At 65.4% G+C, this 25368-nt stretch carries 21 protein-coding genes; 6 read left to right on the top strand and 15 right to left on the bottom strand.

Annotated features, from left to right (window positions below):
• The first annotated feature begins 281 nt into the window (after window positions 1-281).
• The gene (gene rimA / locus PSTAB_RS03880) at window positions 282-1091 is read left to right on the top strand and encodes a S6 modification regulatory phosphodiesterase RimA (RefSeq protein WP_041771638.1); all 810 of its coding nucleotides are present in this window, start codon (window positions 282-284) and stop codon (window positions 1089-1091) included.
• Window positions 1092-1094: 3 nt separating this feature from the next.
• Here the strand turns inward: rimA and PSTAB_RS03875 are convergent, their stop codons facing one another.
• From PSTAB_RS03875 to PSTAB_RS03830, 10 genes are all read right to left on the bottom strand, one after another.
• Window positions 1095-1778 carry a type 1 glutamine amidotransferase domain-containing protein gene (locus tag PSTAB_RS03875; protein WP_013981778.1) on the bottom strand — a complete coding sequence of 228 codons (684 nt, stop codon included), beginning with the start codon at window positions 1776-1778 and terminating at the stop codon, window positions 1095-1097.
• 121 nt (window positions 1779-1899) lie between these two features.
• On the bottom strand, window positions 1900-3789 hold the full coding sequence (locus PSTAB_RS03870) for a methyl-accepting chemotaxis protein (protein ID WP_041771916.1): 1890 nt from the start codon (window positions 3787-3789) through the stop codon (window positions 1900-1902).
• Between the two features lie 185 nt (window positions 3790-3974).
• A complete protein-coding gene (locus tag PSTAB_RS03865) occupies window positions 3975-5435 on the bottom strand; it encodes a sodium-dependent transporter (protein ID WP_013981776.1) in 1461 nt (486 codons plus the stop codon).
• Between the two features lie 81 nt (window positions 5436-5516).
• Entirely contained in the window at window positions 5517-6176 is a 660-nt protein-coding gene (maiA, locus tag PSTAB_RS03860; protein ID WP_013981775.1) for a maleylacetoacetate isomerase, read from the bottom strand.
• Entirely contained in the window at window positions 6166-7149 is a 984-nt protein-coding gene (locus PSTAB_RS03855; RefSeq protein WP_013981774.1) for a fumarylacetoacetate hydrolase family protein, read from the bottom strand. Before PSTAB_RS03855 ends, maiA begins: the two co-directional genes overlap by 11 nt.
• On the bottom strand, window positions 7149-8288 hold the full coding sequence (locus tag PSTAB_RS03850) for a homogentisate 1,2-dioxygenase (RefSeq protein ID WP_013981773.1): 1140 nt from the start codon (window positions 8286-8288) through the stop codon (window positions 7149-7151). Before PSTAB_RS03850 ends, PSTAB_RS03855 begins: the two co-directional genes overlap by 1 nt.
• 157 nt (window positions 8289-8445) lie before the next feature.
• A complete protein-coding gene (hppD, locus tag PSTAB_RS03845; RefSeq protein ID WP_013981772.1) occupies window positions 8446-9531 on the bottom strand; it encodes a 4-hydroxyphenylpyruvate dioxygenase in 1086 nt (361 codons plus the stop codon).
• 410 nt (window positions 9532-9941) lie between these two features.
• Window positions 9942-11351 (bottom strand): sodium-dependent transporter, encoded by a 1410-nt coding sequence (locus tag PSTAB_RS03840; protein WP_013981771.1) that lies wholly within the window; start codon window positions 11349-11351, stop codon window positions 9942-9944.
• A 128-nt stretch (window positions 11352-11479) separates the two neighbouring features.
• Window positions 11480-12574, bottom strand: a complete 1095-nt coding sequence (locus PSTAB_RS03835) for a Glu/Leu/Phe/Val dehydrogenase dimerization domain-containing protein (protein ID WP_013981770.1) — start codon at window positions 12572-12574, stop codon at window positions 11480-11482.
• A 119-nt stretch (window positions 12575-12693) separates the two neighbouring features.
• Window positions 12694-16164: an indolepyruvate ferredoxin oxidoreductase family protein gene (locus PSTAB_RS03830; RefSeq protein ID WP_013981769.1), complete on the bottom strand. Its 3471-nt coding sequence runs from the start codon at window positions 16162-16164 to the stop codon at window positions 12694-12696.
• Between the two features lie 241 nt (window positions 16165-16405).
• On the opposite strand from PSTAB_RS03830, the gene PSTAB_RS03825 reads away from it, so the two are divergent.
• Window positions 16406-16876 carry an Lrp/AsnC family transcriptional regulator gene (locus tag PSTAB_RS03825; protein WP_013981767.1) on the top strand — a complete coding sequence of 157 codons (471 nt, stop codon included), beginning with the start codon at window positions 16406-16408 and terminating at the stop codon, window positions 16874-16876.
• 31 nt (window positions 16877-16907) lie between these two features.
• Here the strand turns inward: PSTAB_RS03825 and PSTAB_RS03820 are convergent, their stop codons facing one another.
• A complete protein-coding gene (locus PSTAB_RS03820; RefSeq protein ID WP_013981766.1) occupies window positions 16908-17324 on the bottom strand; it encodes a DUF192 domain-containing protein in 417 nt (138 codons plus the stop codon).
• A 111-nt stretch (window positions 17325-17435) separates the two neighbouring features.
• Between PSTAB_RS03820 and PSTAB_RS03815 the strand changes: the two genes are divergently transcribed.
• The 4 genes from PSTAB_RS03815 to PSTAB_RS03800 all read left to right on the top strand — a co-directional run bounded on the left by PSTAB_RS03815 (window position 17436) and on the right by PSTAB_RS03800 (window position 22396).
• Window positions 17436-18776, top strand: a complete 1341-nt coding sequence (locus PSTAB_RS03815) for a short-chain fatty acid transporter (protein WP_013981765.1) — start codon at window positions 17436-17438, stop codon at window positions 18774-18776.
• A gap of 271 nt (window positions 18777-19047) precedes the next feature.
• Window positions 19048-20439, top strand: coding sequence for a GntP family permease (locus PSTAB_RS03810; RefSeq protein WP_013981764.1), 1392 nt, complete (start codon window positions 19048-19050; stop codon window positions 20437-20439).
• 154 nt (window positions 20440-20593) lie between these two features.
• A complete protein-coding gene (locus PSTAB_RS03805) occupies window positions 20594-21364 on the top strand; it encodes a 3-hydroxybutyrate dehydrogenase (RefSeq protein WP_013981763.1) in 771 nt (256 codons plus the stop codon).
• Window positions 21365-21499: 135 nt separating this feature from the next.
• Entirely contained in the window at window positions 21500-22396 is an 897-nt protein-coding gene (locus PSTAB_RS03800) for a ribose-phosphate diphosphokinase (RefSeq protein ID WP_013981762.1), read from the top strand.
• A 248-nt stretch (window positions 22397-22644) separates the two neighbouring features.
• Here PSTAB_RS03800 and PSTAB_RS03795 read toward each other — a convergent pair whose 3' ends face one another.
• From PSTAB_RS03795 to PSTAB_RS03780, 4 genes are all read right to left on the bottom strand, one after another.
• Window positions 22645-23427, bottom strand: coding sequence for a DNA-formamidopyrimidine glycosylase family protein (locus PSTAB_RS03795; protein WP_013981761.1), 783 nt, complete (start codon window positions 23425-23427; stop codon window positions 22645-22647).
• Between the two features lie 66 nt (window positions 23428-23493).
• A complete protein-coding gene (locus tag PSTAB_RS03790; protein WP_013981760.1) occupies window positions 23494-24378 on the bottom strand; it encodes an RluA family pseudouridine synthase in 885 nt (294 codons plus the stop codon).
• 162 nt (window positions 24379-24540) lie between these two features.
• Window positions 24541-24804, bottom strand: coding sequence for a PepSY domain-containing protein (locus tag PSTAB_RS03785; protein WP_041771637.1), 264 nt, complete (start codon window positions 24802-24804; stop codon window positions 24541-24543).
• 113 nt (window positions 24805-24917) lie between these two features.
• Window positions 24918-25274, bottom strand: coding sequence for a copper-binding protein (locus tag PSTAB_RS03780; protein WP_013981758.1), 357 nt, complete (start codon window positions 25272-25274; stop codon window positions 24918-24920).
• Window positions 25275-25368: the final 94 nt, after the last annotated feature.

The following is a 25368-nucleotide window of genomic DNA, read 5'->3' as shown; positions in this document are numbered from 1 at the left end:
TTCTAGCAGCAGCCCGCCCTGCTCGCTCTGGCATGTTCTCCGGTCTCCAACCACCCGCATGCGCCAGCTGACGGGAAACGGCAGCAACGGGCCGCCGTGGGATAACGCCCAGTCCGGAACCGCTACGAAGCCACCTTGCATAGCCGCATGGCCCGCCGTCCACGTAGCGTAAGACAGCCGCGCCTCGCAGAGGGCCGCAGCCCGCCAACTGCGGACGGATGGCCTCCAGCCAGGGCCTTCGCGGCCGCTACACTGGCATATCCATGCAGAAGAGCGCGTCCATGTATTCCAGCACTAGCCCCAACCCGGCTCCCGACGCTTATTCCTGCCACGGCGCGAGCGATCACGGTGCGTGTCCCAGCTGCGCCAGCGGCGAACGCCTCGGCTTCGGCTTCAGCTATGCCTTCCAGCCGATAGTCGATCTGCGCCGCCGCGAAATTTTCGCTCACGAAGCACTGGTGCGCGGCACTGGCGGCGAGCCCGCCCCCAGCGTGCTAGCTCAGGTGAACGAGGAGAACCGTTTCCGCTTCGATCAGGCCGGCCGGGTGAAAGCGATCAAGACTGCGGCGAAGCTAGGCATGCAAAGCAGGTTGTCGATCAATTTCATGCCCAACGCCATCTACCGCCCCGAGCTGTGCATTCGCTCGACGCTGGAGGCTGCGCGCGCCCATGACTTTCCGATCGAGCGGATCATCTTCGAGACCGTCGAAGGCGAGCGCATCAGCGACGGCAAATGGCTCACCGAGGTGTTTCGCGAGTATCAGCGCATCGGCTTTCTCACCGCCATCGACGACTTCGGTGCGGGCTTCGCCGGCCTCAACCTGCTGGCCGATTTTCAGCCGGACATCATCAAGCTGGACATGGACCTTATCCGCGGCATCGACCAGAGCCGCACGCGCCAGGCCATCGTCCGCGGCACCGTGTCGATGTGCGAGGAGCTGGGCATCAAGGTGATCGGCGAAGGCGTCGAGACCGCCGACGAATGCAGCGCCCTGTTCGATCTGGGCATCCATCTGATGCAGGGCTACCTGTTCAGCCGGCCGCTGTTCGAAAGTTGCGGCCAGGCGGAACGGCTCGCCTGGCCGCGCTGACGTCTAACCCGCGCGCAGCAGCTTGAGCAGCTCCTGCGCTGCCGCCTCGGATGACGCCGGATTCTGCCCCGTCACCAGCAGCCCATCGACCTGCACATAGGGTGTCCAGTCGGCGCCCTTGCTGTACTGCCCGCCGCGCTCGCGCAGGCGGTCCTCGAGCAGGAACGGCACCACCTCGGTCAACTCCACCCCCGCCTCCTCGCCATTGGTAAAGCCGGTGACGCGCTTGCCCTTGACCAGATACTCGCCATCCTTGCCGCGCACCTCGGTCAACGCCGCCGGTGCATGGCAGACCGCGCCTATCGGCTTGTCTGATTTGACGAAGGACTCGAGCAGGGCGATGGACGTCGGGTTGTTCACCAGGTCCCACAGCGGACCATGGCCACCGGGGTAGAACACCGCGTCGAAATCCTCGGCCGAGACCTGATCCAGCCGATAGGTGTTGGCCAGCAGCGTCTGCGCCTCGCCGTCCCCGTTGAAGCGCTCGGTGGCCTCGGTCTGGGCGTCGGGCTGGTCGCTTTTCGGGTCGAGCGGCGGCTCGCCACCCTCGGGCGAGGCGAGCACCACCTGCGCTCCGGCATCCTTGAAGACGTAGTACGGCGCGGCGAATTCCTCCAGCCAGAAGCCGGTCTTTTTGCCGGTGTCACCCAGCTGGTCGTGGGACGTGAGCACGATGAGAATTTTCATGGAGCCTCCTTGTTGAAGCGCGACGTGAACAGGTGAGACTGCCGCCGCGGGCACATTGCTCCGCTGCCAAAACACATCCATGAAAAAGGGCGCCGAAGCGCCCTCTAAAAACCCGTTCTGGTCAGATGCGGAAGCTGTCCACTAGTTGCTTGAGCCGACGCGCCTGCTGGTCCAGGTCACCACAGGCCCGCAGGGTCGACTGCAGGTTCTCCACGCCTTGCTGGTTCAGCGTGTTGATCTCGGTGATGTCCATGTTCAGCGACTCGATCACCGCGGTCTGCTCCTCGGTGGCGGTGGCCACCGACTGGTTCATGCCGTCGATCTCGCCGATGCGCTGGGTCACCTCGCCGAGGCGCTCGCCGGCGCGGTCGGCGATGGAGACGCTGGACTCACTCTGCCGCTGGCTTTCGGTCATGGTCTGTACCGAAGCACCGGCGCCGACCTGCAGCTGCTCGATCATCTGCTGGATTTCCTGCGCCGAGCTCTGCGTGCGATGCGCCAGATTGCGCACCTCGTCGGCGACCACGGCGAAACCGCGGCCTGCCTCGCCGGCCCGCGCCGCCTCGATGGCGGCGTTCAGCGCGAGCAGGTTGGTCTGCTCGGAAATGCCCTTGATCACCTCGAGAATCTGGCCGATGTCCACGGTCTTGGCATTCAGGGCCTCGATCTGCGAACAGGAAGCACTGATCTTCGCCGACAGCTCGCGCATGGCGGCGATGTTCTGCTCCACCACCTGGCGACCGTCTTCGGCCTGATGCCGCGCGCCGCTGGCATGCTGCGAGGCATCCGCCGCGTTGCGGGCGATCTCCTGGGCGGCGGCACCGAGTTCGTTGATCGCCGCCGCCACGCTGTTGGTGCGGCTGGCCTGCTCGTCGGAGTTGGCCATCGATGCATTCGAAGCGCTGAGCACGCGTTGCGCCACTTCGTTGACCTGCAATGTGGCCGAGGACACCTCGCGGATCGATTCATGGATACGCTCGACGAAGCGATTGAAGGCGGTCGCCAGCTGACCGAACTCATCTCTGGACTGCACGGCGAGGCGCCGGGTCAGGTCACCCTCGCCCTCGGCAATGTTGGCCATGGCGCGGCCCATGTCGGTGAGCGGACGCATCAGCACACGAATCAACATGCCCAGCAGCAGCAGGATGAACGCCACGGCGGCAACCGTGGCGACCAGCGCAGTGGTGCGGAAACTGGTCAGCGCGGCATAGGCCTTGTCACGATCCAGCGAAATACCCACGTACCATTGCACCGAAGGCAGGCCCTTGACTGGGCTGAAGCCGAGGATGCGCGGATTACCCTCAAGCTGCGCCTCGACATAGCCACTACTGAGCGACGGCGTATTCTGCGGGTAAATATCCTGGAGCGACTTCATGACCATCTGCTGATCGGGATGGACCAACACCTTGCCGTCGCCGCTGACAAGAAAGGCGTACCCCATGCCATCAAAATCCAGCGCGTTGAGCATATCCACCAGAGTTTTCAGGCCTAGGTCGCCACCAACTACACCCGTCGCGCCCTGGCCGCTTTTGACCGGGGTTGCGACTGTCACAACCAGCTCGTTCAGCGTGGCATCCAGGTAAGGTTCGGTCAGCGTCGTGCCATCTGCAGACAGCGCATCCTTGTACCAGGGGCGAGTTCTCGCATCGTAGTCGTCCGGCATGGCCTCGTAAGGGCGGAGGATATAGCTGCCATCGGCTCCGCCGAGATAGGTGAACATGAACGTAGAGGTCAGTGCACGTTGTTCGAGCAGACTGCCAACAGACTCTGCCGAGTCATCCCGGCCGATGGTCTGCGCAGCGCTTTCCACCAGCAGGATACGGCCTGACAGCCAGTTCTGAATGTTGTGGGCGGTAACCTCGCCCATTTCCCCCAGGTAGCTTTCGAGGTTGGCGCGAATGGCGCTCCGCTGCAGATAATCGTTATAGAGGGTAAACAGCGCAAAAGTTGCGATCACCACTAACGAGGCGGCCAGCAGAATCTTGTGGCTGAACTTAAGATGACTAGACATTTGAGGCGCATCCGAATGACTGAACGGGGTGCTGGCATCCTGCGCACTGTGCATTCCTTTGATCTCAATCACTTTTTCGGCCGTTCCCAAAGAAACTTGACCTACTAGTCGCAATGCGGATGTTTCCCCATAAAAAACGCCAGCCTGCTGGCTGGCGTTCTTCACGCGAAGGGGCCGCGCCGTGGTCAGCGACCGGCCAGTGCCGGCATCACCCGCGGACGCAACATCTCGCCAAGCACCGCCAGCGCACCGATCGCTCCGGCGATCCAGTACCAGCGCTGCAACGGGTCGAAGCCCAGCCAGCCAAGGGCATGCAGGAAGACCATGAGGATCAGCACCGGACAGACATAGCGCACCATGAACAGCCACAGCGCGTAGCCCAGCGGCGGCAGGTTCAGCTCGTCGCGCATGATCTCACTGCGCAGCGCGTAGCCGGCCAGCAGCACGGTAAAGATCCCGCCCAGCGGCATCATCCAGCGCGAGGTCAGGTAATCCAGCCAGTCGAAGAAGTTCTTGCCCATCGGCGTCCAGCCCGACATCAGGTTGAACGAGAGCATCGCCAGCAGGCTGATCACCAGCAGCACCACGCCGGAACCCATTGCCGCCTTGATCCGCGAAATGCCGTGCTTCTCGTTGAGGTAGGCGACGGTGGCCTCGATCATGGAGATCGCCGAGGTCAGCGCGGCGATCGATACCATGGCGAAGAACAGCACGCCGAAGGCGGTGCCGAACGGCATCTGCTGGAAGGCCAGCGGCAGGCTCATGAAGATCAGCCCAGGGCCGGCAGTCGGGTCCATGCCGTTGGCGAAGATGATCGGGAAGATCGCCAGGCCCGCCAGCAGCGCCACGCAGGTATCGGCGATGGCGACCATGAAGGTGGTGCGGGCGATGGACTGGTCGTCCGGAATGTACGAGCCGTAGGTGAGGATCGCGCCGGACGCCAGGCTGAGGGTGAAGAACGCGTGGCCGAGCGCGGCCAGCAGCGCCTCGCCGGTGATCTTCGAGGTATCGAAGCTGAACAGGAAAGCGAAGCCCTGATCGAATCCGCCGCTGGTCACCGCGTAGCCGACGAGGATCAGCAGCAGCACGGCCAGGCCCGGCATCATCCAGCGCACGGCGTTCTCGATACCCTTCTGCACGCCCTTGGCGACGATCCACAGGGTCAGCAGCGCAACCAGCAGGCTCCAGCCACCGAGTTCCCAGGGGTTGGCATTGTGCGCCTCGAACACCCCACCGAGCGCCTCGACGCTGGTGGCGGCCAACGAGCCGTCGAGCATCTTCACCGTGTAGGCGAAGGCCCAGCCGGCGACCACGACGTAGAAGCAGAGGATCAGGAAGCCGGCCGTCATGGCCATGCCACCCACTGCCTTCCACAGCAGATTGCCGTTGTTCTCGCGGACCACCCGGCCGATGGCGTCGATCGGGCTGCCACGGCCGCGGCGGCCAATGGCGATCTCGCACATCATCACCGGCACGCCGATGGCCAGGATGCACAGCAGGTACATCAATACGAAGGCACCACCGCCGAATTCACCGGTGATGTAGGGAAATTTCCAGATGTTGCCCAGGCCCACGGCCGAGCCGGTTGCCGCGAGGATGAAACCCCAGCGCGAGAGCCAGAGGTTCTTCGGTTTTTCACGAGTCATACGTCACCTGTTTGTTGTTATCTGTGACGGGATCGGGACCGTCGCGCAGGGCGCGGCGGCGTGCAAGGCGGATTCAGTCTTTCATTGAGCGTCGGGCTGCACCTCCGGCGCGGCCTGCTGGAAGGCCGGAAGCGTCTCGCAGCGTGCGACGATCTCGAGAATGCGTGGATACGCCGCGAGGTCACAGGCAAAACGGCGCGCATTGTATACCTGCGGAACCAGGCACGCCTCCAGGTAACCTGGCCGGTTGGTCAGTGAACGCTTGTCACCAAAGGTTTCCAGCCCTTGCTCCACCGCCGCCAGGCCCTGCGCGACCCAGTGCCGGTACCAGGCGTTCTTCGCCTCGTCGTCGACGCCCAGTTCGGCACTGAGGTACTGCAGCACGCGCAGGTTGTTCAGTGGATGGATCTCGCAGGCGATATGCATCGCCAGCGAGCGCACCCGGGCGCGCTCGACCGGATCGGCCGGCAACAGGGCCGGCACCGGAAACACCTCGTCGAGGTACTCCAGGATCGCCAGCGACTGGCTGATGCGCGCGCCACTGTTGGCTTCATCGACCAGCAACGGCACCAGCTGCTGCGGGTTGAGGGCGCGGTAATCGGCCGCACGCTGCTGGCCGCCATCCTTGACCAGATGCACCGGCACCTGCCGATAGGCCAGGCCCTTCAGATTCAGCGCGATGCGCACCCGGTAGGCGGCACTGGAGCGCCAGTAGCCGTAGAGCGTCAGCTCAGTGCTCATAGCGCTCGACCTGCTGATCGATGGCGCCGAAGATGCTCTGCCCGGCGGCGTCGAACATCTCGATGCGCACCCGGTCGCCGAACTTGAGGAACGGCGTCTTCGCCTCGCCGTGCTCGATGACCTCGAGCATGCGCTTCTCGGCCAGGCAGGACGAGCCGGCACTGCGATCGTAGTTCGACACGGTACCCGAGCCGATGATGGTGCCGGCGCCCAGCGGACGCGTGCGCGCGGCATGGGCGACCAGGGTCGGGAAGTTGAAGGTCATGTCGGTGCCGGCATCCGGCTGGCCGAACAGCTCACCGTTGATGTGCGAGACCAGAGGCCGGTGCACCTTGCCGTCGCGCCAGGTTTCGCCCAGCTCGTCCGGCGTCACCGCCACCGGCGAGAAGCTCGACGACGGCTTGCTCTGGTAGAAGCCGAAGCCCTTGGCCAGCTCGCCAGGGATCAGGTTGCGCAGCGACACGTCGTTGACCAGCATCAGCAGCTGGATATGCGCGGCCGCCTCGGCCGGCGTCGCACCCATGGGCACGTCGTCGGTGATCACCGCCAGTTCGCCTTCCAGATCGATGCCCCAGGCCTCGTCGGCCAGGCGGATCGGGCTGTGCGGCGGGATGAAGGCATCGGCGCCGCCCTGATACATCAGCGGATCGTGCCAGAAGGACTCCGGCATCTCGGCGCCACGCGCCTTGCGCACCAGCTCGACGTGATTGACGTAGGCGCTGCCGTCCGCCCAGTGATAGGCGCGCGGCAGCGGGCTGTGGCAGGCGCTCTGGTCGAAGGCGAATGCGCCCTCCTCCAGCCCGTCGTTGAGGCGCTGGTAGACCGCTTCCAGCTTCGGCTTGCAGTAGTTCCAGTCATCCAGCGCCGCCTGCAGCGTGGCGGCGATCTGCGGCACTTTCACCGCCTGGGCGAGATCACGGGAGACCACGACGAGCACGCCGTCGCGGCCCTGGTTGAGGGTTGCGAGTTTCATCAGGATTCCTTGCCCGGCGCACGCCAGGAGTTGACGTATTCGGGGACATCGACGGCGGCGGCAGCCTCGCCGACTTCCAGCGCGCGGCGGGTGTCGATCATCACCGCCACCTCGTCGGCAAAGGTCGCCGGGTCGGTGCTGGCCTTCTTCAGCGCCTTCGGATGCGGCCCGTGGGGGAAGCCGCAGGGGTGGAAGGTCACCATGCCCTGCTCGATGTTGTCGCGGCTGAAGAAGTTGCCGCGGTGGTAGAACAGCACTTCGTCGTAGTCGTCGTTGTTGTGGAAGAACGGCACCTTCAGCGCACCCGGATCGGATTCCACCGGCCGCGGCGTGAAGGTGCAGACCACGAAACCGTTGGCGACGAAGGTGGTGTGCGCCGACGGCGGCAGGTGGTAGCGATGGCTCATCAGCGGGCGGATGTCACGCCAGTTGAGCCGTACCACGGTGTTGTCGCCGTGCCAGCCGACCACGTCCAGCGGGTTGTACGGGTAGGTCACGGTGGTGATCTGGTCGCGCCGCTTGATGCGGATCTGCCAGGGGTTCTCGTCCTGCTGCGCGCGGAAGGCCTCGTCCAGCCGCGGATGGTCGAGCACCGCGGCGTCGAAGATGGCATGCGGGCCGACCAGGCCTTTTTCCGGCAGCTGGTAGGCGCCGTCGGTGTTCTCGATCAGCAGCATGAACACCGGCTGCGTCGCCTCGATGCGCCAGGCGGTGCCGCGCGGGATCATCAGGTAGTCGCCGTCGCGAAACTCCAGGTGGCCGAAGTCGCAGTACAGATGCCCGGCGCCCTCGTGGATGAACAGCAGTTCGTCACCATCACCGTTGCGCACCAGGTGGCGCATGGCGCCGTTGGTCTTCCACAGGCGCAGCTTGACGTCGGCATTGTGCAGCGCCAGCGGCGCCTGCAGCGGGCAGTCGCCTTCGCTGGGGATGTGATTGAAGTTGAAGGCGTGCGGGCGCAGCGGGCCTTCCCAGTCGATCCAGCCGGTCGGCGGATGCTTGTGATGCAGGTGCGAAGCCGGGCCGAAGAAGCCTTCGCGGCCCATTTCGCGCTCGTAGGTGCCCTGCGGAAAATCGCAGTGCGCCTGACGCGAACTCTCACCCTCGCGGATGGGGAAACTGATCCATTTGCGGCTCATGTGCCTCTCCTTCGTGATACCGCGTGATCTGAATGGCGCTGCGGTGGTTGCCGATGCGTAGGGTGGATGTCGCGAAGCACATCCACGCGTTGGTCGGCCCGACACGGACGCGTGGAAGATGCTCCGCAGTCTTCCACCCTACGGTCCTCGCGCGGCCTTACTCGCCCGCCTTGATCACGCCACGACGCACCTGGTCTTCCTCGATGGATTCGAACAGCGCCTTGAAGTTGCCTTCGCCGAAGCCCTGGTTGCCCTTGCGCTGGATGATTTCGAAGAAGATCGGGCCGATCACCGTGTTGGTGAAGATCTGCAGCAGGATGCCGTCATCGCCCGGCGCACCGTCGATCAACAGGTTCAGCTCGCGTAGCTGGCCGAGCGGCTCGCCGTGGCCGGCGACGCGGGTGTCGACTTTCTCGTAGTAGGTGTCCGGGGTGGTCATGAAGTCCACGCCGTTGGCACGCAGGCGGCGCACGGTCTCGTAGATGTCGTCGGTGGACAGCGCGATGTGCTGGATGCCCTCGCCGTGGTACTCGCGGATGAATTCCTCGATCTGCGACTTGTCGTCGGCCGACTCGTTGATCGGAATGCGGATCTTGCCGCAGGGCGCGGTCATGGCACGGGAGAACAGGCCGGTCAGCTTGCCCTCGATGTCGAAGTAGCGAATCTCGCGGAAATTGGCGATGCGCTCGTAGAAACCGGACCAGACGTCCATCTGCCCGCGACGCACGTTGTGGGTCAGGTGATCGATACACATCAGGCCGACGGCATTGTCGTTCGGCGTGCGCCCTTCGATGTACTCGAAGTCGACGTCGTAGATGCTCTTGTCGCCGTAGCGGTCGACGAGATAAAGCAGCGAGCCGCCGATGCCTTCGACGCAGGGGATGTTCAGCTCGCCGAAGTTGGCGTGGCTGCCGACCAGCTTGGCGCCCTGCGATTCGACGTAGGCAGCGGCCTGCGCGGCGTTCTTCACCCGGAAGGCCATGGCGCAGGCGCTCGGGCCGTGCTTCTCGCCGAACTCGCGCACATGCCCGGTGGGGCTGCCGTTGAGCACGATATTGATGTCGTGCTGCTGGAACAGCCAGACCTCCTTGGAGCGGTGCTTGGCGGTTTCGGTAAAGCCCATCTGGGTGAACAGCGTGCGCAGCTGCTCGATGCCCTCGGCATTCGGCGCGGTGAATTCGACGAACTCGAAGCCGTCGGTGCCGATGGGGTTGTGCTGTTCGATCTTGTTCACGGCGTTCATATCGCCTCCTGATTATTGTTGTGAGGACTGCCATTGCACGGCTTGGCTGGCCCCATCACACCCCAGGCCAAGGCGGCGAACAATGCTGTTTACGGGCACGGAAAGCGGCTGGAGCCATCCCCGCTGTCAGGTTTTCCTTACAGCGCGTTTTTCGCTGAAAAGCCTGGCTCGGCGGCTTGCCAGGCGTAACGAAAAGCTGACAGCCTGGTGCGACAAGCTGCCGCACATGTCATCTGGCGCAATGGCGTCGCGCATAAAAGAAGGTGGGCTGAAGCCCACCCACCAAGGCCGGCGTCGGCCTCGATGGATGGACCTGAGCCCACCAAAAGGGCTTCCTGAGAAGCCCGCAGCATGCTTGCGGGATGGGCTTCAGCCCACCGGCGCGTTCTGCACGGACGACCGAGGTCGCGCTAGATCAGCCCGAGCAGGTTGAGGAATACCAGCACGATGGCCACCGGCGTGCCGTAGCGCAGCAGCTTCCACCAGGCCTGGAACAGCCCGGCGTTGCGAATGCCGATGGCCTCGCTGACCACGTGACGCTGCAGCACCCAGCCGGTGAACAGCACCGTGCCCAGCCCGCCCAGCGGCATCAACCAATTGGTGGTGAGGTAGTCCAGGGTGTCGAAGAAGGTCTTGCCGAACAGCTGGTAGTCCGCCCAGTGGTTGAACGAGAACACGCTGCCCAGGCTCAGCAGCCAGAGCACCAGGCCGCTGCCCAGCACGGCCTTAGTCCGGCTGATGCGAAAGCGCTCGGTGAGCCAGGCGATGCTCGGCTCGGAGAGCGAAATGGCCGAGGTCAGCGCGGCGATCACCAGCATCACGAAGAACAACCCGCCGACGACCTGCCCCAGCGGCATCTGGCCGAAGGCGATCGGCAGCGTGACGAAGATCAACCCCGGCCCGGCCCCCGGCTCCAGCGCGTTGCCGAACACCAGCGGGAAGATCGCCAGGCCGGCCAGCAGCGCCACCGCGGTATCGGCCAGCGCCACCAGAATCGAGGTCTTGGCGATCGAGGTGCCTTCCGGCAGATAGGAGCCGTAGACCATCATCGCGCCGCAGCCCAGGCTCAGGGTGAAGAAGGCATGGCCGAGGGCGACCAGCACGCTCTGCGCGGTCAGCGCGGAAAAGTCCGGCACGAAAAGAAACTGCAGCGCCTGGGCGAACTCGCCTTCGATGGCGGCGTAGACCACCAGCACCAGCATCAGCACGAACAGCCCGGGCATCAGAAAGCGCAGCGATCGCTCCAGCCCGCCGCGCACGCCGAAGCCGACGATCAGCATGGTCGCCGCCAGCACCAGCGTGGCACAGACCACCAGGCGCAGCGGGTCCGCCAGCAGCGCGCCGAACAGCGCACCACTGGCCTCCCCGCTGACCCCGGTGAAGCCGCCGCTGAAGGTCGCCGGCACATAGGCCAGCGCCCAGCCGGCCACCACCAGATAGAAACTCAGGATGAGAAAGCCGGTCAGCCCTCCGAGCCAGCCCACCACCCGCCAGCGCGAACTGGCCCCGGCCTCGCGCGCCAGCCGCGCCACGGCGCCATCAGGGTTCGCCCGACCACGGCGGCCGATCATCACCTCGGCCATCAGCAGCGGAATGCCGATCAACAGGATGCAGGCGAGATAGACCAGCACGAAGGCGCCGCCGCCGTTCTGCCCGGTCACGTAGGGGAATTTCCAGATATTGCCCAGGCCCACAGCGGAGCCGGTGGCGGCGAGGAAGAACACCCAGCGGGAGGACCACAGGCCTCGGCTGGCGTTGTCCTGGATGCGTGCGCGCGCGCCGGCGAAGGTGCCGGCCGCGAGGCTGGTTTTATCGGTCATTGCGGATTCCTGCTTGTTGTTTTTGTCAGGGATGGTGCGAACGAACGGAGCGGGTACGGCGCTGGCGATCAGAGCCCGCCGCCCCACTCAGCGAAGGCCGGCGCGCTCGGGCGACCGGCCATGTGCCGTCATGAAGCCTGCCGCTGCAGCGTCGCGACCTGCGGCGCGCCGCCGGCCTGCAAGTGCTCGAGCGCCAGGCGGTCGGCGATCACCGAGGTGCACTCGCCACTGGCGGCGGCCCGCTCGAAAATCTCGCGCAGCGTGCCGGCGATGGCGTTCACATGGGCATCGATCTGTGCGGCGCTGCCGCCGTTGCGCTGGTAGTAGACGTCGATGATGCCGCCGGCGTTGATTGCGTAGTCCGGCGCGTAGAGCTGGTTGCGCCGCTGCAGTTCGACACCGATCTCGGCGCTGGCCAGCTGGTTGTTGGCAGCCCCAGCGATCACCGGGGCACGCAGCACTTCCAGGGTCTGCTCGTTGAGGATGCCGCCCATGGCGCAGGGCGCGAAGACGTCAACATCGAGACCGTAGATGTCCTGCGGGCGCACCACGTTGGCTCCCAGCTCGTCCATTGCCTGCTTGACGTTGGCATCGAAGATGTCCGCCACCCACAGTTCGGCGCCTGCCGCTTTCAGGTGCCGCGCCAGCCCCAGCCCGACATGGCCGACGCCCTGGATCGCCACCTTCAGCCCGGTCAGCTCGTCGCGACCGAGGCGCTGGCGCACCGCTTCCTTGAGGCCGACGAAAACGCCGTAGGCGGTAGACGGCGACGGGTCGCCGCTGGCGACGCTGCCGTCGAGCAGGGTGCGCGGCGTGGCGCCGACCACATGGCGGGTGCGCTGGGCGAAGGCCTGCATTTCGGCATCGCCGGTGCCGGAGTCGGCGGCGGTGATGTAGCGCCCGCCGAGGCTGTCGACGAAGTCGCCCATGGCGTGCAGCAGCGCCTGGCTCTTGCCGGTATGCGGGTCGCCGATGATCACCGCCTTGCCGCCGCCGAGCTTGAGCCCGGCCAGCGAGGATTTCAGCGTCATCCCGCGCGACAGCCGCAGCACATCGCGCAGGGCCTCGTCGTCACTGGCATAGGGGAACATCCGGCAGCCACCCAGCGCCGGCCCGAGGCGCGTGTCGTGGATGGCGATGATGGCTTTCAGACCCGACGCCTGGTCATGGCAGAAGACCACCTGCTCGTGGCGGTCGAAGTCAGGATGAGCGAAGACGGACATTGGGTTACCTCGTTCTTGTTTGTCTGGTGGCCTGTCACGGACAGGGCCTCGTTAGCGGGTATCGCCTGCGGCGGTGGCCATGCGGGGCGACCGATTTCACCCCGCTAGCGCACTGCGAGCTACGCCGCCGGCTGGAACAGCCGTACGCTCTGCACCTCGTCGCCTTTGGCCAACTGCTCGCGGAGCAACTTCTCCTGCTGGCGGGCCTTGGCGATGGAACGCTCCTTCACCGGGCCGTAGCCGCGGATCTGCTCCGGCAGCGCGGCGATGGCCACGGCGGTGCGGTAGTTGGTCGGCTTGAGCTGGGCCAGCAGCTCGTCCACGGTGTTCTCGTACTCGCTGATCAACTGGCGTTCGACGCGGCGGTCGTGGCCATAGCCGAACGGGTCCAGGGGCGTGCCACGCAGGAAGCGGAACTTGGCCAGCACGCCGAACACATTGAGCATCCACGGCCCCAGCTCGCGCTTGCGCGGCTCGCCGGTAACCGCGTCACGCTTGGCCAGCCAGGCCGGGGCGAGGTGGAACTGCAGCTTGTAGTCGCCCTCGAACTGCGCCTCGAGCTGCTGGCGGAATTCCGGCTCGCTGTAGAGCCGCGCCACCTCGTACTCGTCCTTGTAGGCCAGGAGCTTGAAGTAGTAGCGGGCGACGGCCTTGGACAGCGCCAGATCGTCCGCCGTATCGGCATCGCGCACGCGCTCGACCAGCTGGCGATAGCGGCGCGCCAGCGCGGCGTTCTGGTAGCGGGTAAGGAAGTCCACGCGCCACTCGACGATCTCTTCCAGGGTTTTACAGAGTGGTTCGGCGGCTTCGACTGGGCGCGCCAGCCCCTCCACGGCCTCGCGTTCGAGCACCGCACGGCGGCCCCAGCGGAAGGCCTGCAGATTCAGCTTGGCGGCAACGCCATTGAGTTCGATGGCCTTCTCGATGGCCTCGGCGCTGATCGGCAGCAGCCCCTGCTGATAGGCGAAGCCGAGCAGGAACAGGTTGGTGGCGATGCTGTCGCCCAAGAGCCGCGTGGCCAGGCGGGTGGCATCGACGAAGTGGGTCTTCTCGGCGCCGACCGCGTCGCTGATCGCCTGGCGCATGGCCGCGCCGGGCACCTGGGCGTCCGGGTTGCGAGTGAACTCGGCGGTGGCGGACTCGTGGCTGTTCACCACGGCATTGCTGATCTGCTCGTTGAGGCGGGTCAGCGATTCATCGCCCGCCGCGACGATCAAGTCGCAGCCCAGCAGCAGGTCGGCTTCACCGGCGGCGATACGCACCGCGTAGATGTCGCTCTGCTTAGCGGCGATGCGCACGTGAGTGGTCACCGGGCCGAATTTCTGCGCCAGACCGGCCTGGTCGAGCACGGTGCAGCCCTTGCCTTCCAGGTGCGCGGCCATGCCGAGCAGCGCGCCGAGGGTGGTCACGCCGCTGCCGCCGACGCCGGGGATCAGCACATTCCATGGCCGCTCCAGCGACGGATGCTGCGGCTCGGGCAAGGTCGCCGCCTCGATACCGCCAGCCACGGCTTCGGGCTTGCGCAGCCCGCCGCCATGCACGGTGACGAAACTCGGGCAGAAGCCCTCGACGCAGGAGTAGTCCTTGTTGCAGGCGTTCTGGTCGATCTCGCGCTTGCGGCCCAGCTCGGTTTCCTTCGGCAGCACCGACAGGCAGTTGGACTTCTCGCCGCAGTCGCCGCAACCCTCGCACACGGCGGGATTGATGAACACGCGCTTGGCCGGGTCTTCCAGCTTGCCGCGCTTGCGCCGACGACGCTTCTCGGTGGCACAGGTCTGGTCGTAGATGATCACCGAGACGCCCTTGAATTCACGCAGCTCACGCTGCACCGCATCCAGTTCGCGGCGATGGTGGAAGCTGGTGATCGGCGCGAAGGTATCGCGGGTCGGGTACTTGTCCGGCTCGTCGCTGACCAGGGCAATGCGTTTGACCCCCTCGTGGAAGATCTGCCGGCTGAGCTGGTCGACGCGCAGCTCGCCGTCGATGGGCTGGCCGCCGGTCATGGCCACGGCATCGTTGTAGAGAATCTTGAAGGTGATGTTGACGCCGGCTGCCACTGCCGCACGCACCGCGAGGCTGCCGGAGTGGAAGTAGGTGCCGTCGCCGAGGTTCTGGAACATGTGCGGGGTGTCGGTGAACGGCGCCTGGCCGATCCAGTTGACGCCCTCGCCGCCCATCTGGGTAAAGGTCTCGGTGCGCCGGTCCATCCACTGCACCATGTAGTGACAGCCGATACCGGCCGAGGCGCGGCTGCCCTCGGGCACCTTGGTGGAGGTGTTGTGCGGGCAGCCGGAGCAGTAGTGCGGCGTGCGCACGGTGCTGTAGCTGCGCGCGGCCAGGGCCTTCTCCTTGGCGGCCAGGAAGGCCAGGCGTGCCTGGATGCTGTCGCTGGTGTAGATCGGCGCGAGGCGCTTGGCGATCACCCGGGCGATCATCGCCGGGGTCAGCTCGGAGAGGTTCGGCAGCAGCGAGTTGCCCTGCTCGTCGAACTCGCCGACCACCCGCGGACGCTTGCTGACGGGCCAGTTGTAGAGCTGTCCGGTGAGCTGGTCCTCGATGATGCTGCGCTTCTCCTCGACCACCAGAATCTCGTCCAGCCCCTGGGCGAACTCGTGCACCGAGACCGGTTCCAGCGGCCAGCTCATGCCGACCTTGAGCACGCGCAGGCCGACCGAGGCGCACAGCGCTTCGTCCAGGCCCAGGTCGTCCAGCGCCTGACGCACGTCGAGATAGGACTTGCCGGTGGTGATGATGCCAAGCCGCGGATTCGGCGAATCGAGCATCACCCGGTTCAGGTTGTTGGCCCGGGCGAAGGCGCGTGCGGCGTAGATCTTGTACAGGTTGAGGCGCTTTTCCTGAGCCAGCGGCGGGTCCGGCCAGCGGATGTGCACGCCGTCTTCGGGCAGCTCGAAATCTTCCGGGATACGCGTCTGCACGCGCAGCGGATCGACTTCCACCACGGCGGAGGAGTCGACGTTCTCGGCGATGGTCTTCAGCGCCACCCAGCAGCCGGAGTAGCGCGACAGCTCCCAGCCGATGATGCCGTAGTCGAGGATTTCCTGAACGTTCGCCGGATTCAGCACCGGAATCGAGGCGGCGATGAAGGCATGCTCGCTCTGGTGCGGCAGCGTCGAGGATTTGCAGCCGTGGTCGTCACCCGCCAGCAGCAGCACGCCACCCTTGGGCGACACACCCGCCGCATTCGCATGCTTGAACACGTCACCGGCACGGTCGACGCCCGGCCCCTTGCCGTACCACATGGCGAACACGCCGTCGTACCTGGCGCCGGGGAACAGGTTGGTCTGCTGGCTGCCCCACACCGCGGTGGCGGCCAGCTCTTCGTTGACGCCCGGCTGGAAGTGGATGGCGTGTTGCTTGAGGTAGTCGCGGGCTTCCCAGAGGCTCTTGTCCAGCCCGCCCAGTGGCGAGCCGCGATAGCCGGAGATGAAGCCACCGGCGTTCAAACCACGGGCCTGATCACGCTGATGCTGCAGCATCGGCAAGCGGGTCAGCGCCTGGGTGCCGGTGAGGTACAGATGACCGGTAGCAAGCCGGTACTTGTCGTCCAGACGGATCTCGGCCAGAGACATGGGGCGCTCCTAATTTGTTGTTATCGGAGTCAGGGTGGCGTTGTTCGCTACCCGCCTGACGCAGTCATGGAGAAACCGCACGGTTGTTTCTCCACGCCGGCAATCGGCAGGGGATCACCCCACCGTCGCGTGTCGATTAACAGTCTGACCGTGACGCGGAGAGATTTTCTTTCTACTTTTGCGGTAGAACAGCGGTTCTGTGCATGACCCATTCGCAAACAACAACAAAACAGGAACGACCATGCAGTCCACACCTCTGAGTAGCACCGATCGCAAGATCCTCCTGCTGCTGCAGCACAACGCCGATCTGTCCGCTGCGGAAATCGCCGAGAAGGTCGAGCTGTCGCAATCGCCCTGCTGGCGACGCATCCATCGCATGCAGGAGGAGGGGCTGATCGAGCGCAAGGTCGCCCTGCTCAACCCGAAGAAGCTCGGGCTGAACATGACGGTGTTCGTCAACATCAAGCTCTCGGCCCATGGGCGCAGCAACCTCGACGAGTTCGAGCGGGCGGTGGTGGGTTATCCCGAGGTGCTGGAGTGCCACACCATGGCCGGTGAGTCGGATTACCTGCTCAAGGTGGTGGCACGGGATATCGACAGTTACGAACGCTTCCTGCGTGACCAGCTCCTGCAGCGCCCCCACGTGCAGGAGGCGCACTCACATATCGCCATGAGCGAAGTGAAGCGGACCACGGAGTTACCGCTGGATTGAGGCGGGACGCGGGTCATTGGGCAGGGTTGGCCTACTCCACCGGAATCCCTGCCAGCCGCGCGCCCCGTCCGATCTCCCGCTCGGCGAACCAGCCCTGGTTCATCTCCAGGGCATAACGCGCGGGCCGCTTCGAACAGCGTATCTCCGTGTTGAAAGGCTCCAGGTCGATCACATCGACCAGAAGCCCAGCCTCATCGAAGAACGCCGCCGACAAGGGCAGCGGCGTGTCCTTCATCCACAGGCAGTGGCGGCGCACTTCATCAAAGCGGAACAGCATGCCGCTGTCGACGGCCAGCTCGCGGCGCCCCATCAGCCCGCGCTCGCGCTGGGCGACGGTCTGCGCGTATTCGGCGTGCAGCTCATGCCCCTGGATGCGCAGCCGCAGCGGCTCTTGTGCCTGAGCGGAAGCCACAAACAGCAGCAGCGACAGTGAAAGCGCAACACGCATCGACCAACCTCCTCAGGCGCAGCGCAGCGGGAACAGCCGGCCGCCGCCGCACTCATAAGCGAAGCGCCGCACCTGCGCGGCGACATAACGACAACAAGGGAGAACCCCATCGTGCTCAACAGAATAACCGCCGCCAGCGTCTACCTGGTGCAACGCTTCCTTCCCTCGCCCTTCGTCTTCGCCATCCTGCTCACGTTGATCGTGCTGATCGCCGCCATGCTCAGCACCGGTCAGGGCCTGCCGGCCATGGCGCAGCACTGGGGCAACGGCTTCTGGAACCTGCTGGCCTTCACCATGCAGATGTCGCTGATCCTGGTCACCGGCCATGCCCTGGCACGGGCGCCGGCAATCAATCGCCTGCTCGACCGCATGGCCCGTATCCCGCAGTCCCCGGGCCAGGCCATCGTGCTGGTGACTCTGGTGGCGCTGGCCGGTTCCTGGATCAACTGGGGCTTCGGCCTGGTGATCGGCGCCGTGTTCGCCCGCGCGCTGGCACGCCAGGTGCGCGGCGTCGACTACCCGCTGCTGGTGGCCTCGGCCTACTCAGGATTCCTGATCTGGCACGGCGGCTTTTCCGGCTCGATTCCGCTGTCGCTGGCCAGCGGCGGGGCCGATCTGGAGAAGATGACCGGCGGCGCGCTGACCGAAGCCATCGGTGTCGGCCAGACGCTGTTCGCTTCCTACAACCTGATCATCATCGCCGTGCTGGTGGTGGGCCTGCCGCTGCTGAACTGGGCCATGCAGCCGAAGACGCCGAAAGTGGTCGACCCGGCGCTGCTGGAAGAGCCCCAGCCGAGCGATATCCCGCGGGAAACTGCCACCCAGCGCCTGGACGACAGCCGCATTCTCGGCCTGATCATGGTCGCGCTGGCGGTGCTGTTCTTCTACCGTCACTTCAGCGAGAACGGTCTGGCGCTGAGCCTGAACATCGTGATCTCGATCTTCCTCTTCGCCGGCCTGCTGATGCACGGCACGCCGGAGCGCTACATGCGCGCCATCGAGGAAAGCATCCGCGGCATCGCCGGCATCGTCGTGCAGTTCCCTTTCTACGCCGGGATCATGGGGATGATGGTCGGCGCCAACGCCGCTGGCCTGTCCCTCGGCCGGCAGGTCACCGACACCTTCATCGCCTGGTCGTCGGCCGAGAGCTTCCCGGTGCTGGCCTTTCTCAGCGCCGGGCTGGTCAACGTCTTCGTGCCCTCCGGCGGCGGCCAATGGGCGGTGCAGGGGCCGATCATGCTGCCGGCCGGCGCGGCGCTGGGCGTGGCGCCGGAAATCACGGCCATGGCGATCGCCTGGGGCGATGCCTGGACCAACATGATCCAGCCGTTCTGGGCTCTGCCGCTGCTGGGCATCGCCGGGCTCGGTGCCCGCGACATCATGGGCTACTGCCTGCTCTGCCTGGTGTTCTCCGGTGTGGTGATCGCCGGCGGGCTCTATTTCCTGACCTGAGGCCGGAGCATTCCGGACGGCAACGCTGTCCGGAATGCTGGACCAGGCTGTCCAGGATGCAAGACACAAGCGCCGTCCAGCTATCTGGACAATCAAGATAAAAACCATGCAAATCAGCGACTTGCGTATCTGGCACGGAACTCGCTAAATCACCGTGCGGCCTGTCCGCAGCCGAAACAAGAAAAACAATGCGCCTGCCGTGCAGCAGCGAGTCCCCGAATGCCCTCGGCAGCGTTCGGTCGTGCCGCACGGGGCCAGGAGATCGTCCCCGATGAGCGTCGTCATCGCCCTTGCTGCATTGGCCCTGCTGATGCTCGCCGCCTACCGCGGCTACAGCGTCATTCTGTTCGCTCCCATCGCCGCCATGGGCGCGGTGCTGCTCACCGACCCGTCCGCCGTGGCGCCGGCCTTCACCGGCATCTTCATGGAGAAGATGGTCGGCTTCATCAAGCTGTACTTCCCGGTGTTCCTGCTCGGTGCGGTGTTCGGCAAGCTGATCGAGATGTCGGGTTTTTCGCGCTCCATCGTCGCCGCGGCGATCCGCCTGCTCGGCACCAGCCAGGCAATGCTGGTAATCGTGCTGGTCTGCGCGCTGCTGACCTACGGCGGTGTGTCGCTGTTCGTCGTGGTGTTCGCGGTGTACCCGTTCGCTGCCGAGATGTTCCGCCAGAGCAACATGCCCAAGCGCCTGATCCCGGCGACCATCGCCCTCGGCGCGTTCACCTTCACCATGACGGCCATTCCCGGCACGCCGCAGATCCAGAACATCATCCCCACCACCTTCTTCAATACCAACGCCTGGGCCGCACCCTGGCTCGGCCTGATCGGCACGGTCTTCGTGTTCGGCCTGGGCATGCTCTATCTCAAGTGGCAGCTCGGCAAGGCCATTGCCGCCGGCGAAGGCTATGGCACCAACCTGCGCAACGAGCCGGAGACGCCCGCCGACATCGCCCTGCCCAACCCCTGGCTGGCGCTGTCGCCGCTGCTGCTGGTGCTGGTCGCCAACCTCCTGTTCACCCGCTGGATTCCCAAGTTCTACGGCACCAGCCACACGCTGCAGCTGCCCGGCATGAGCGCACCGCTGGTCACCGAGGTCGGCAAGCTCACCGCGATCTGGGCGGTGGAGGCCGCGCTGCTGCTGGGCATCGCCCTGGTACTGGCGACCAGCTTCGGCACCCTGCGCGGCAAGCTCGCCGAGGGCAGCCGCACGGCGGTCGGTGGTTCGCTGCTGGCGGCGATGAACACCGCGTCGGAATTCGGCTTCGGCGCGGTGATCGCCTCGCTGCCGGGCTTCATCGTGGTGGCCGATGCGCTGTCGGCGATTCCCAATCCGCTGATCAACGAAGCCATCACCGTTAACCTGCTGGCCGGCATCACCGGCTCGGCCTCCGGCGGCATGAGCATTGCCCTGGCCGCGATGGCCGACAATTTCGTCGCCGCGGCCAACGCCGCACAGATACCGCTGGAAGTGCTGCACCGGGTAGCTTCGATGGCCTCCGGCGGGCTCGACACCCTGCCGCACAACGGCGCGGTGATCACGTTGCTGGCCGTCACCGGACTGACCCACCGCGAATCCTACAAGGACATCTTCGCCATCACCCTGATCGCCACCGCCGCGGCCTTCTTCGTGATCGGCGTGTACTACGCTACCGGCATCGTCTGATGGGGCGCGCCCGGCTCGCCGGGCGTTGTGCGCCGCTGTTGCGGGCCGGGCGCTTCCGGCCGGCGGCACGACGAGCGCCGCGCGATCAGCTGTGCCTTCCGACAACAACAAGCAAAGGGCGCCGCGCACGACGGCCGCCACACGGGAGAATCGCATGAACCTCACTGGCAAGACCGCCCTGGTCACCGGCTCCACCAGCGGGATCGGCCTCGGCATCGCGCTGAAGCTGGCCGAAGCCGGCGCCGACCTGATCCTCAACGGTTTCGGCGATGCCTCGACAGCGCTGGCCGAAGTCGGCCGGCACGGCCACAAGGTCGGCCACCACGGCGCGGACGTGTCGGACCCGGCACAGATCGCCGAGCTGTTCGCCTATGCCGAGCGCGACTTCGGCGGCATCGACATTCTGGTCAACAACGCCGGCATTCAGCATGTCGCGCCGGTGGAGCAGTTCCCGGTGGAGCGCTGGGACGCCATCATCGCCATCAATCTGTCCTCGGCGTTTCACACCACACGCCTGGCGCTGCCCGGCATGCGCCAGCGCGGCTGGGGGCGGATCATCAATATCGCCTCGGTGCACGGGCTGGTGGGCTCCGAGCAGAAGGCCGCCTACGTCGCCGCCAAGCACGGGCTGGTCGGGCTGACCAAGGTCGTCGCGCTGGAAACCGCCACCACGCCGATCACCTGCAATGCCATCTGCCCCGGCTGGGTGCTGACCCCGCTGGTACAGCAGCAGATCGACGAGCGCGCGCGGGAGAGCGGCGACGAGCAACGCGCCCGCCACGACCTACTGGCCGAGAAGCAGCCTTCGCTGGACTTCGTCACCCCCGCGCAGCTGGGTGCGATGGCGCTGTTCCTCTGCAGCGAGGCCGGCGATCAGGTACGCGGCGCCGCGTGGAACATGGACGGCGGCTGGGCAGCGCGCTGACGACGACTGGCCACCCCGGCGAACGGCTGCGGGCTGCAGGCTGTCTGTATCCCATTCAGGCAGACTGTCGCGCCGAGATCGCCGGAGGATCAGGTCGGCAGCGCCGGACAGCCAAAAACCGTTTCGGGAGTGCCGATGCAAAGCCAGCTGCTGTATTTCGATGACGAGCGCGCCGCCGCCCTGCGACTGGCCGAAGCCTCTGGGCTGGCCGCTGCGGCAGTCGAGCGCCATCGTTTTCCCGATGACGAACTACGCCTGCGTCTGCCACTGGGTGAAGGCGAGGCCATCGCCGAGCAGCTGGTGATCTACCGCGGCCTCGACCATCCCAACGAGAAGCTGGTCGAGCTGCTGCTGATCGCCGGCGAGGCGCGCCGACTGGGCGCCAGGCGACTGATCCTGGTCACGCCTTATCTGGCCTACATGCGTCAGGACATCGCCTTCAATCCCGGTGAAGTGGTCAGCCAGCGGGTGCTCGGCCAGCTGCTGGCCAGCCAGTTCGACGGGCTGATCACGGTCGATCCGCACCTGCACCGCGTCGCTACCCTGCAGGAAGCCGTGCCGCTGGAAGATGCCGTGACACTGTGCGCGGCACCGGCGCTGGCACGGCTGATCGCCAAGCGGCATCCCGATGCCCTGCTGATCGGCCCGGATGCTGAGGCGCTGCAATGGATCGAAGCCGCCGCCGTCGAACATGGTTTCGAACACGGCGTGTGCAACAAGGTGCGCCACGGCGATCGCCAGGTCGACATCGCACTGCCGGCGCTGGAGTTTTCCGGGCGCCATGTGGTGCTGCTCGATGACGTCGCCAGTTCCGGCCGCACCCTTGCCAACGCCGCGGAGAAACTACTGGCCGCCGGCGCCGCCTCAGTAGACGTCGCAGTGACCCACGCCCTCTTCGCCGACGATGCGCTGGCGGTGATCCGCGCTGCCGGCGTCGGTCAGATCTGGAGCACCGACTGCATCGCCCATGAAAGCAACGCGGTGAGCATGGCCCCGCAACTGGCCGAGGCGCTCAGGCCGCTGTTGCGCTGAGGCGATAGGCAACGAGCGGCACATAGGGTGAATAACGCGGCAGCTGTCCCAGTGTTCTTCCAAGCCAGCCGCGTGGACAAGGCGGTGCCGTTGTCCACCCTACGAGGATCCTGCACCGGCAAACCATCTACGCCCCAACACCACAGCCGCCGTAGGGTGGAAAACGCGCAGCTATTCCACCGGAACCCGGCGAACCACCTCGGCGGCGGCAGATCAACCGCGTGGACACGGCTGCGCCGTTGTACACCCTACCCCTCATCCACCGCGCTCGGCTCGTCGGCCGCCACCTGCGCTGCATCACCATAGCGCTTCTGGCAGCGCTCGCAGAAGAATGCCCGGCGCTGGCTGCGCCCCAGCTCTTTCACCCTGACCAACGGAATCCGGCAGCGCACGCAGGTGGTCTTGCCGTGGGCCAGCCAGTGCGCCTTGAGCACACCGGCCCGCTTCCACTCGAGAAATTCGAAGCTGTAGGTACGCGCCTCACGCACCAGCTCGCGCAATTTGGCCGCCGGCAGTTCGCCGATCAACGACAGTGGATGCACGCGAATGCGGTAGAGCACCTCGTTCTTGATGATATTGCCGGAGCCGGCGAACAGCGCCTGGTCGAGCAGCGCATCGCAGGCCAATAGCTGCGGACGTTCGCGCAGCCGCTTGAGCGTGGCGCGCGGGCTCCAGGCGTCGCTCATCAGGTCCATGCTCCAGTCGTACGTCGCATCCAGCGGCCCTTCGATCAACTGCACCGAGCAGGCGTAGAAGTTCAGCTCGCCGTTGGCAAAGCCCAGACTCAGCCGTGCTACGGCGTCCTTGCGCTCATTGATGCGATAGCTGCCGAACAGCAGCAGGTGGATGCGGACGGAGACGCCCTCCAGCTCGATCAGGAAATGCTTGCCCCAGCTATGGAAGCCACGCACCACCTGACCGGCCAGCCGGGACATGTCGATCTTAGCGCTACCCTCGGCACTTTCGATGGTGCCCCCGGCGAATGCCGCGACTTCTTCACGCAGGATGACGATGGAAGGACCTTCGGGCATGGCTGCACCAGTGGCTGGGCTGTCTTGGATTTGAGACTCGCCACCGCCGCGAAGGTGCGCCCGCCGTTACCAGTCCAGTTGCAACGTGCTCTCGAACTCGCGACGTTCACCAGTCAGCGGATCGCGAAATTGCAACCCGCGCGCCAACAGCTTCAGTGGCCGCGCGTAGTCGTCGGCCTCACGCTCGCTGCGCTCGAGCAGCTCGGGATAGAACGGATCGTTGCAGATACCGGCGCCGAGGGTCGCCATGTGCAGGCGCAGCTGGTGCTTTTTGCCGCTGATGGGGGAAAGCCCGTAGCGCCAGAGGTCGCCGCGCCGTTCGAGCACCTCGATCAGCGTTTCGCTGTTCGGCTCATCCTCGCCTTCGCGCATCAGGAAGAAGGGGTCACCCGGCACCATGCACAGGCGTCGTCGCAGGGGAAATTCGAGATGCGGCAGCGCCGGGCAGATTGCCTCGTAGCGCTTGCTGATCTCCCGCTCACGGAACAGCGCCTGGTAGGCGCCACGGCTTTCGCGGTTGGCCGAGAACAGCACCAGACCGGCGGTGAGCCGATCGATGCGATGAATCGGCACCAGATCGGTGTTACCGAGCCGTTTGCTGAGCCGCGCCAGCAGGGTTTCATTGACGTATTCGCCAGCCGGCATCACCGAGAGAAAGTGGGGCTTGTCCGCCACCACCAGATGCTCGTCGACGTGCAGGATGCGTTCTTCGAATGGCACCGGGGTCTCGTTCGGCACTTCACGAAAGTAATGAATGCGCATGCCGACCCGATAGGCTTGCGCGGCATCGATCGGCTGCATCTGCGCATCCAGCACGCGGCCGCGGGCGATGCGATCGAGCCAGGTATCGCGACTGATCGCCGGGAAGTGCGCGCACAGGCAGTCGAGCACCGTATGCCAATCGCCTTGCGGCAGATGCAGGGTGCTGGGACGGGGGCTGGAAGCGAACATGAGTGCAGCTACACGGAACGACGAGGGAGGTGAATGATACCCGCTCTGTCAGTGGCTGCCTCCCGTTGCGGGAGTGTTGTGGCAAGTGACAGCTGAGCACAGCGCCGCTGTAAGGCAGGCGATGCGCTCAGCAAAGACGCCAGGCACGTGGAGTGCGTCGGCTCAGTCTTCTTTGTCCTTGGTAACTTCGCCAGTGCGGCCATCGATCTTGAACTCGTACTTCTTGCCGTCCTGCTTCATGCCCTCGCCTTCCCAACCGTCATCATCGGCCTCGATGCCATGCAGTTCGGTATAGCCGGCGGCCTTGGCCTTCTCGACGGCTTGCTCAAGGGTGATCCAATCAGCGCCGGGCTTGTCGGCCGCAAAGGCAGCACCGGAGCTCAGGATGGCAACGGCGAACGCCGCGGTTAGTGTCTTGTTATACATGTCGTTTTCCTTCTTCAAATGGAACCAGATCCGGCCATACGAATGGCCCCTGCCTGAATTACGAGCCCAACGGCGACCGCTAAGTTCAACCAATTGCCCGTACCAGCCACTGTCTACTGCCGTCGAATGAAGACGATCTGCGGGTCCATCTCGCCGTTGCTGAAGCGGAACTCCACCGCATCGCCCACGGCCAGTCCGCCGAGCTGTGCGGCGTCCAACTTGAACGGCATCACCATCGCCGGCCACTTCAGCTCAGGCACCGGCCCGTGGGCGATGGTGACGGTGCCCTGCTGCGCATCGATGGCGCGGATCACGCCTTCGGCCCTGTAAGCGGGCTCGGTCTCCAGGCTGTTGCCAGCCGCCACATCGTCGACCGTTGGCGGTGTGGTGGAGGGCTTCAGCAGATCCTCGGCAGAGGCCTGGCCACTCAGCCCTAGGGTCGCAAGCAGTACGAGAAACACGGTTTTCATGGCGTCTCACCCAGAGGATCGGTTGTGCTGACCTGCAGCAAGCGTAGTCCCCATGGCGCGGTTCGCCCTCGCCCGAACGGTGCATTCGCAGGCG

Source organism: Stutzerimonas stutzeri (assembly GCF_000219605.1).
Lineage (GTDB): Bacteria > Pseudomonadota > Gammaproteobacteria > Pseudomonadales > Pseudomonadaceae > Stutzerimonas > Stutzerimonas stutzeri.
Note: the sequence above shows the minus strand (reverse complement) of the source record. Positions and strands in the feature narration are given on the sequence as shown.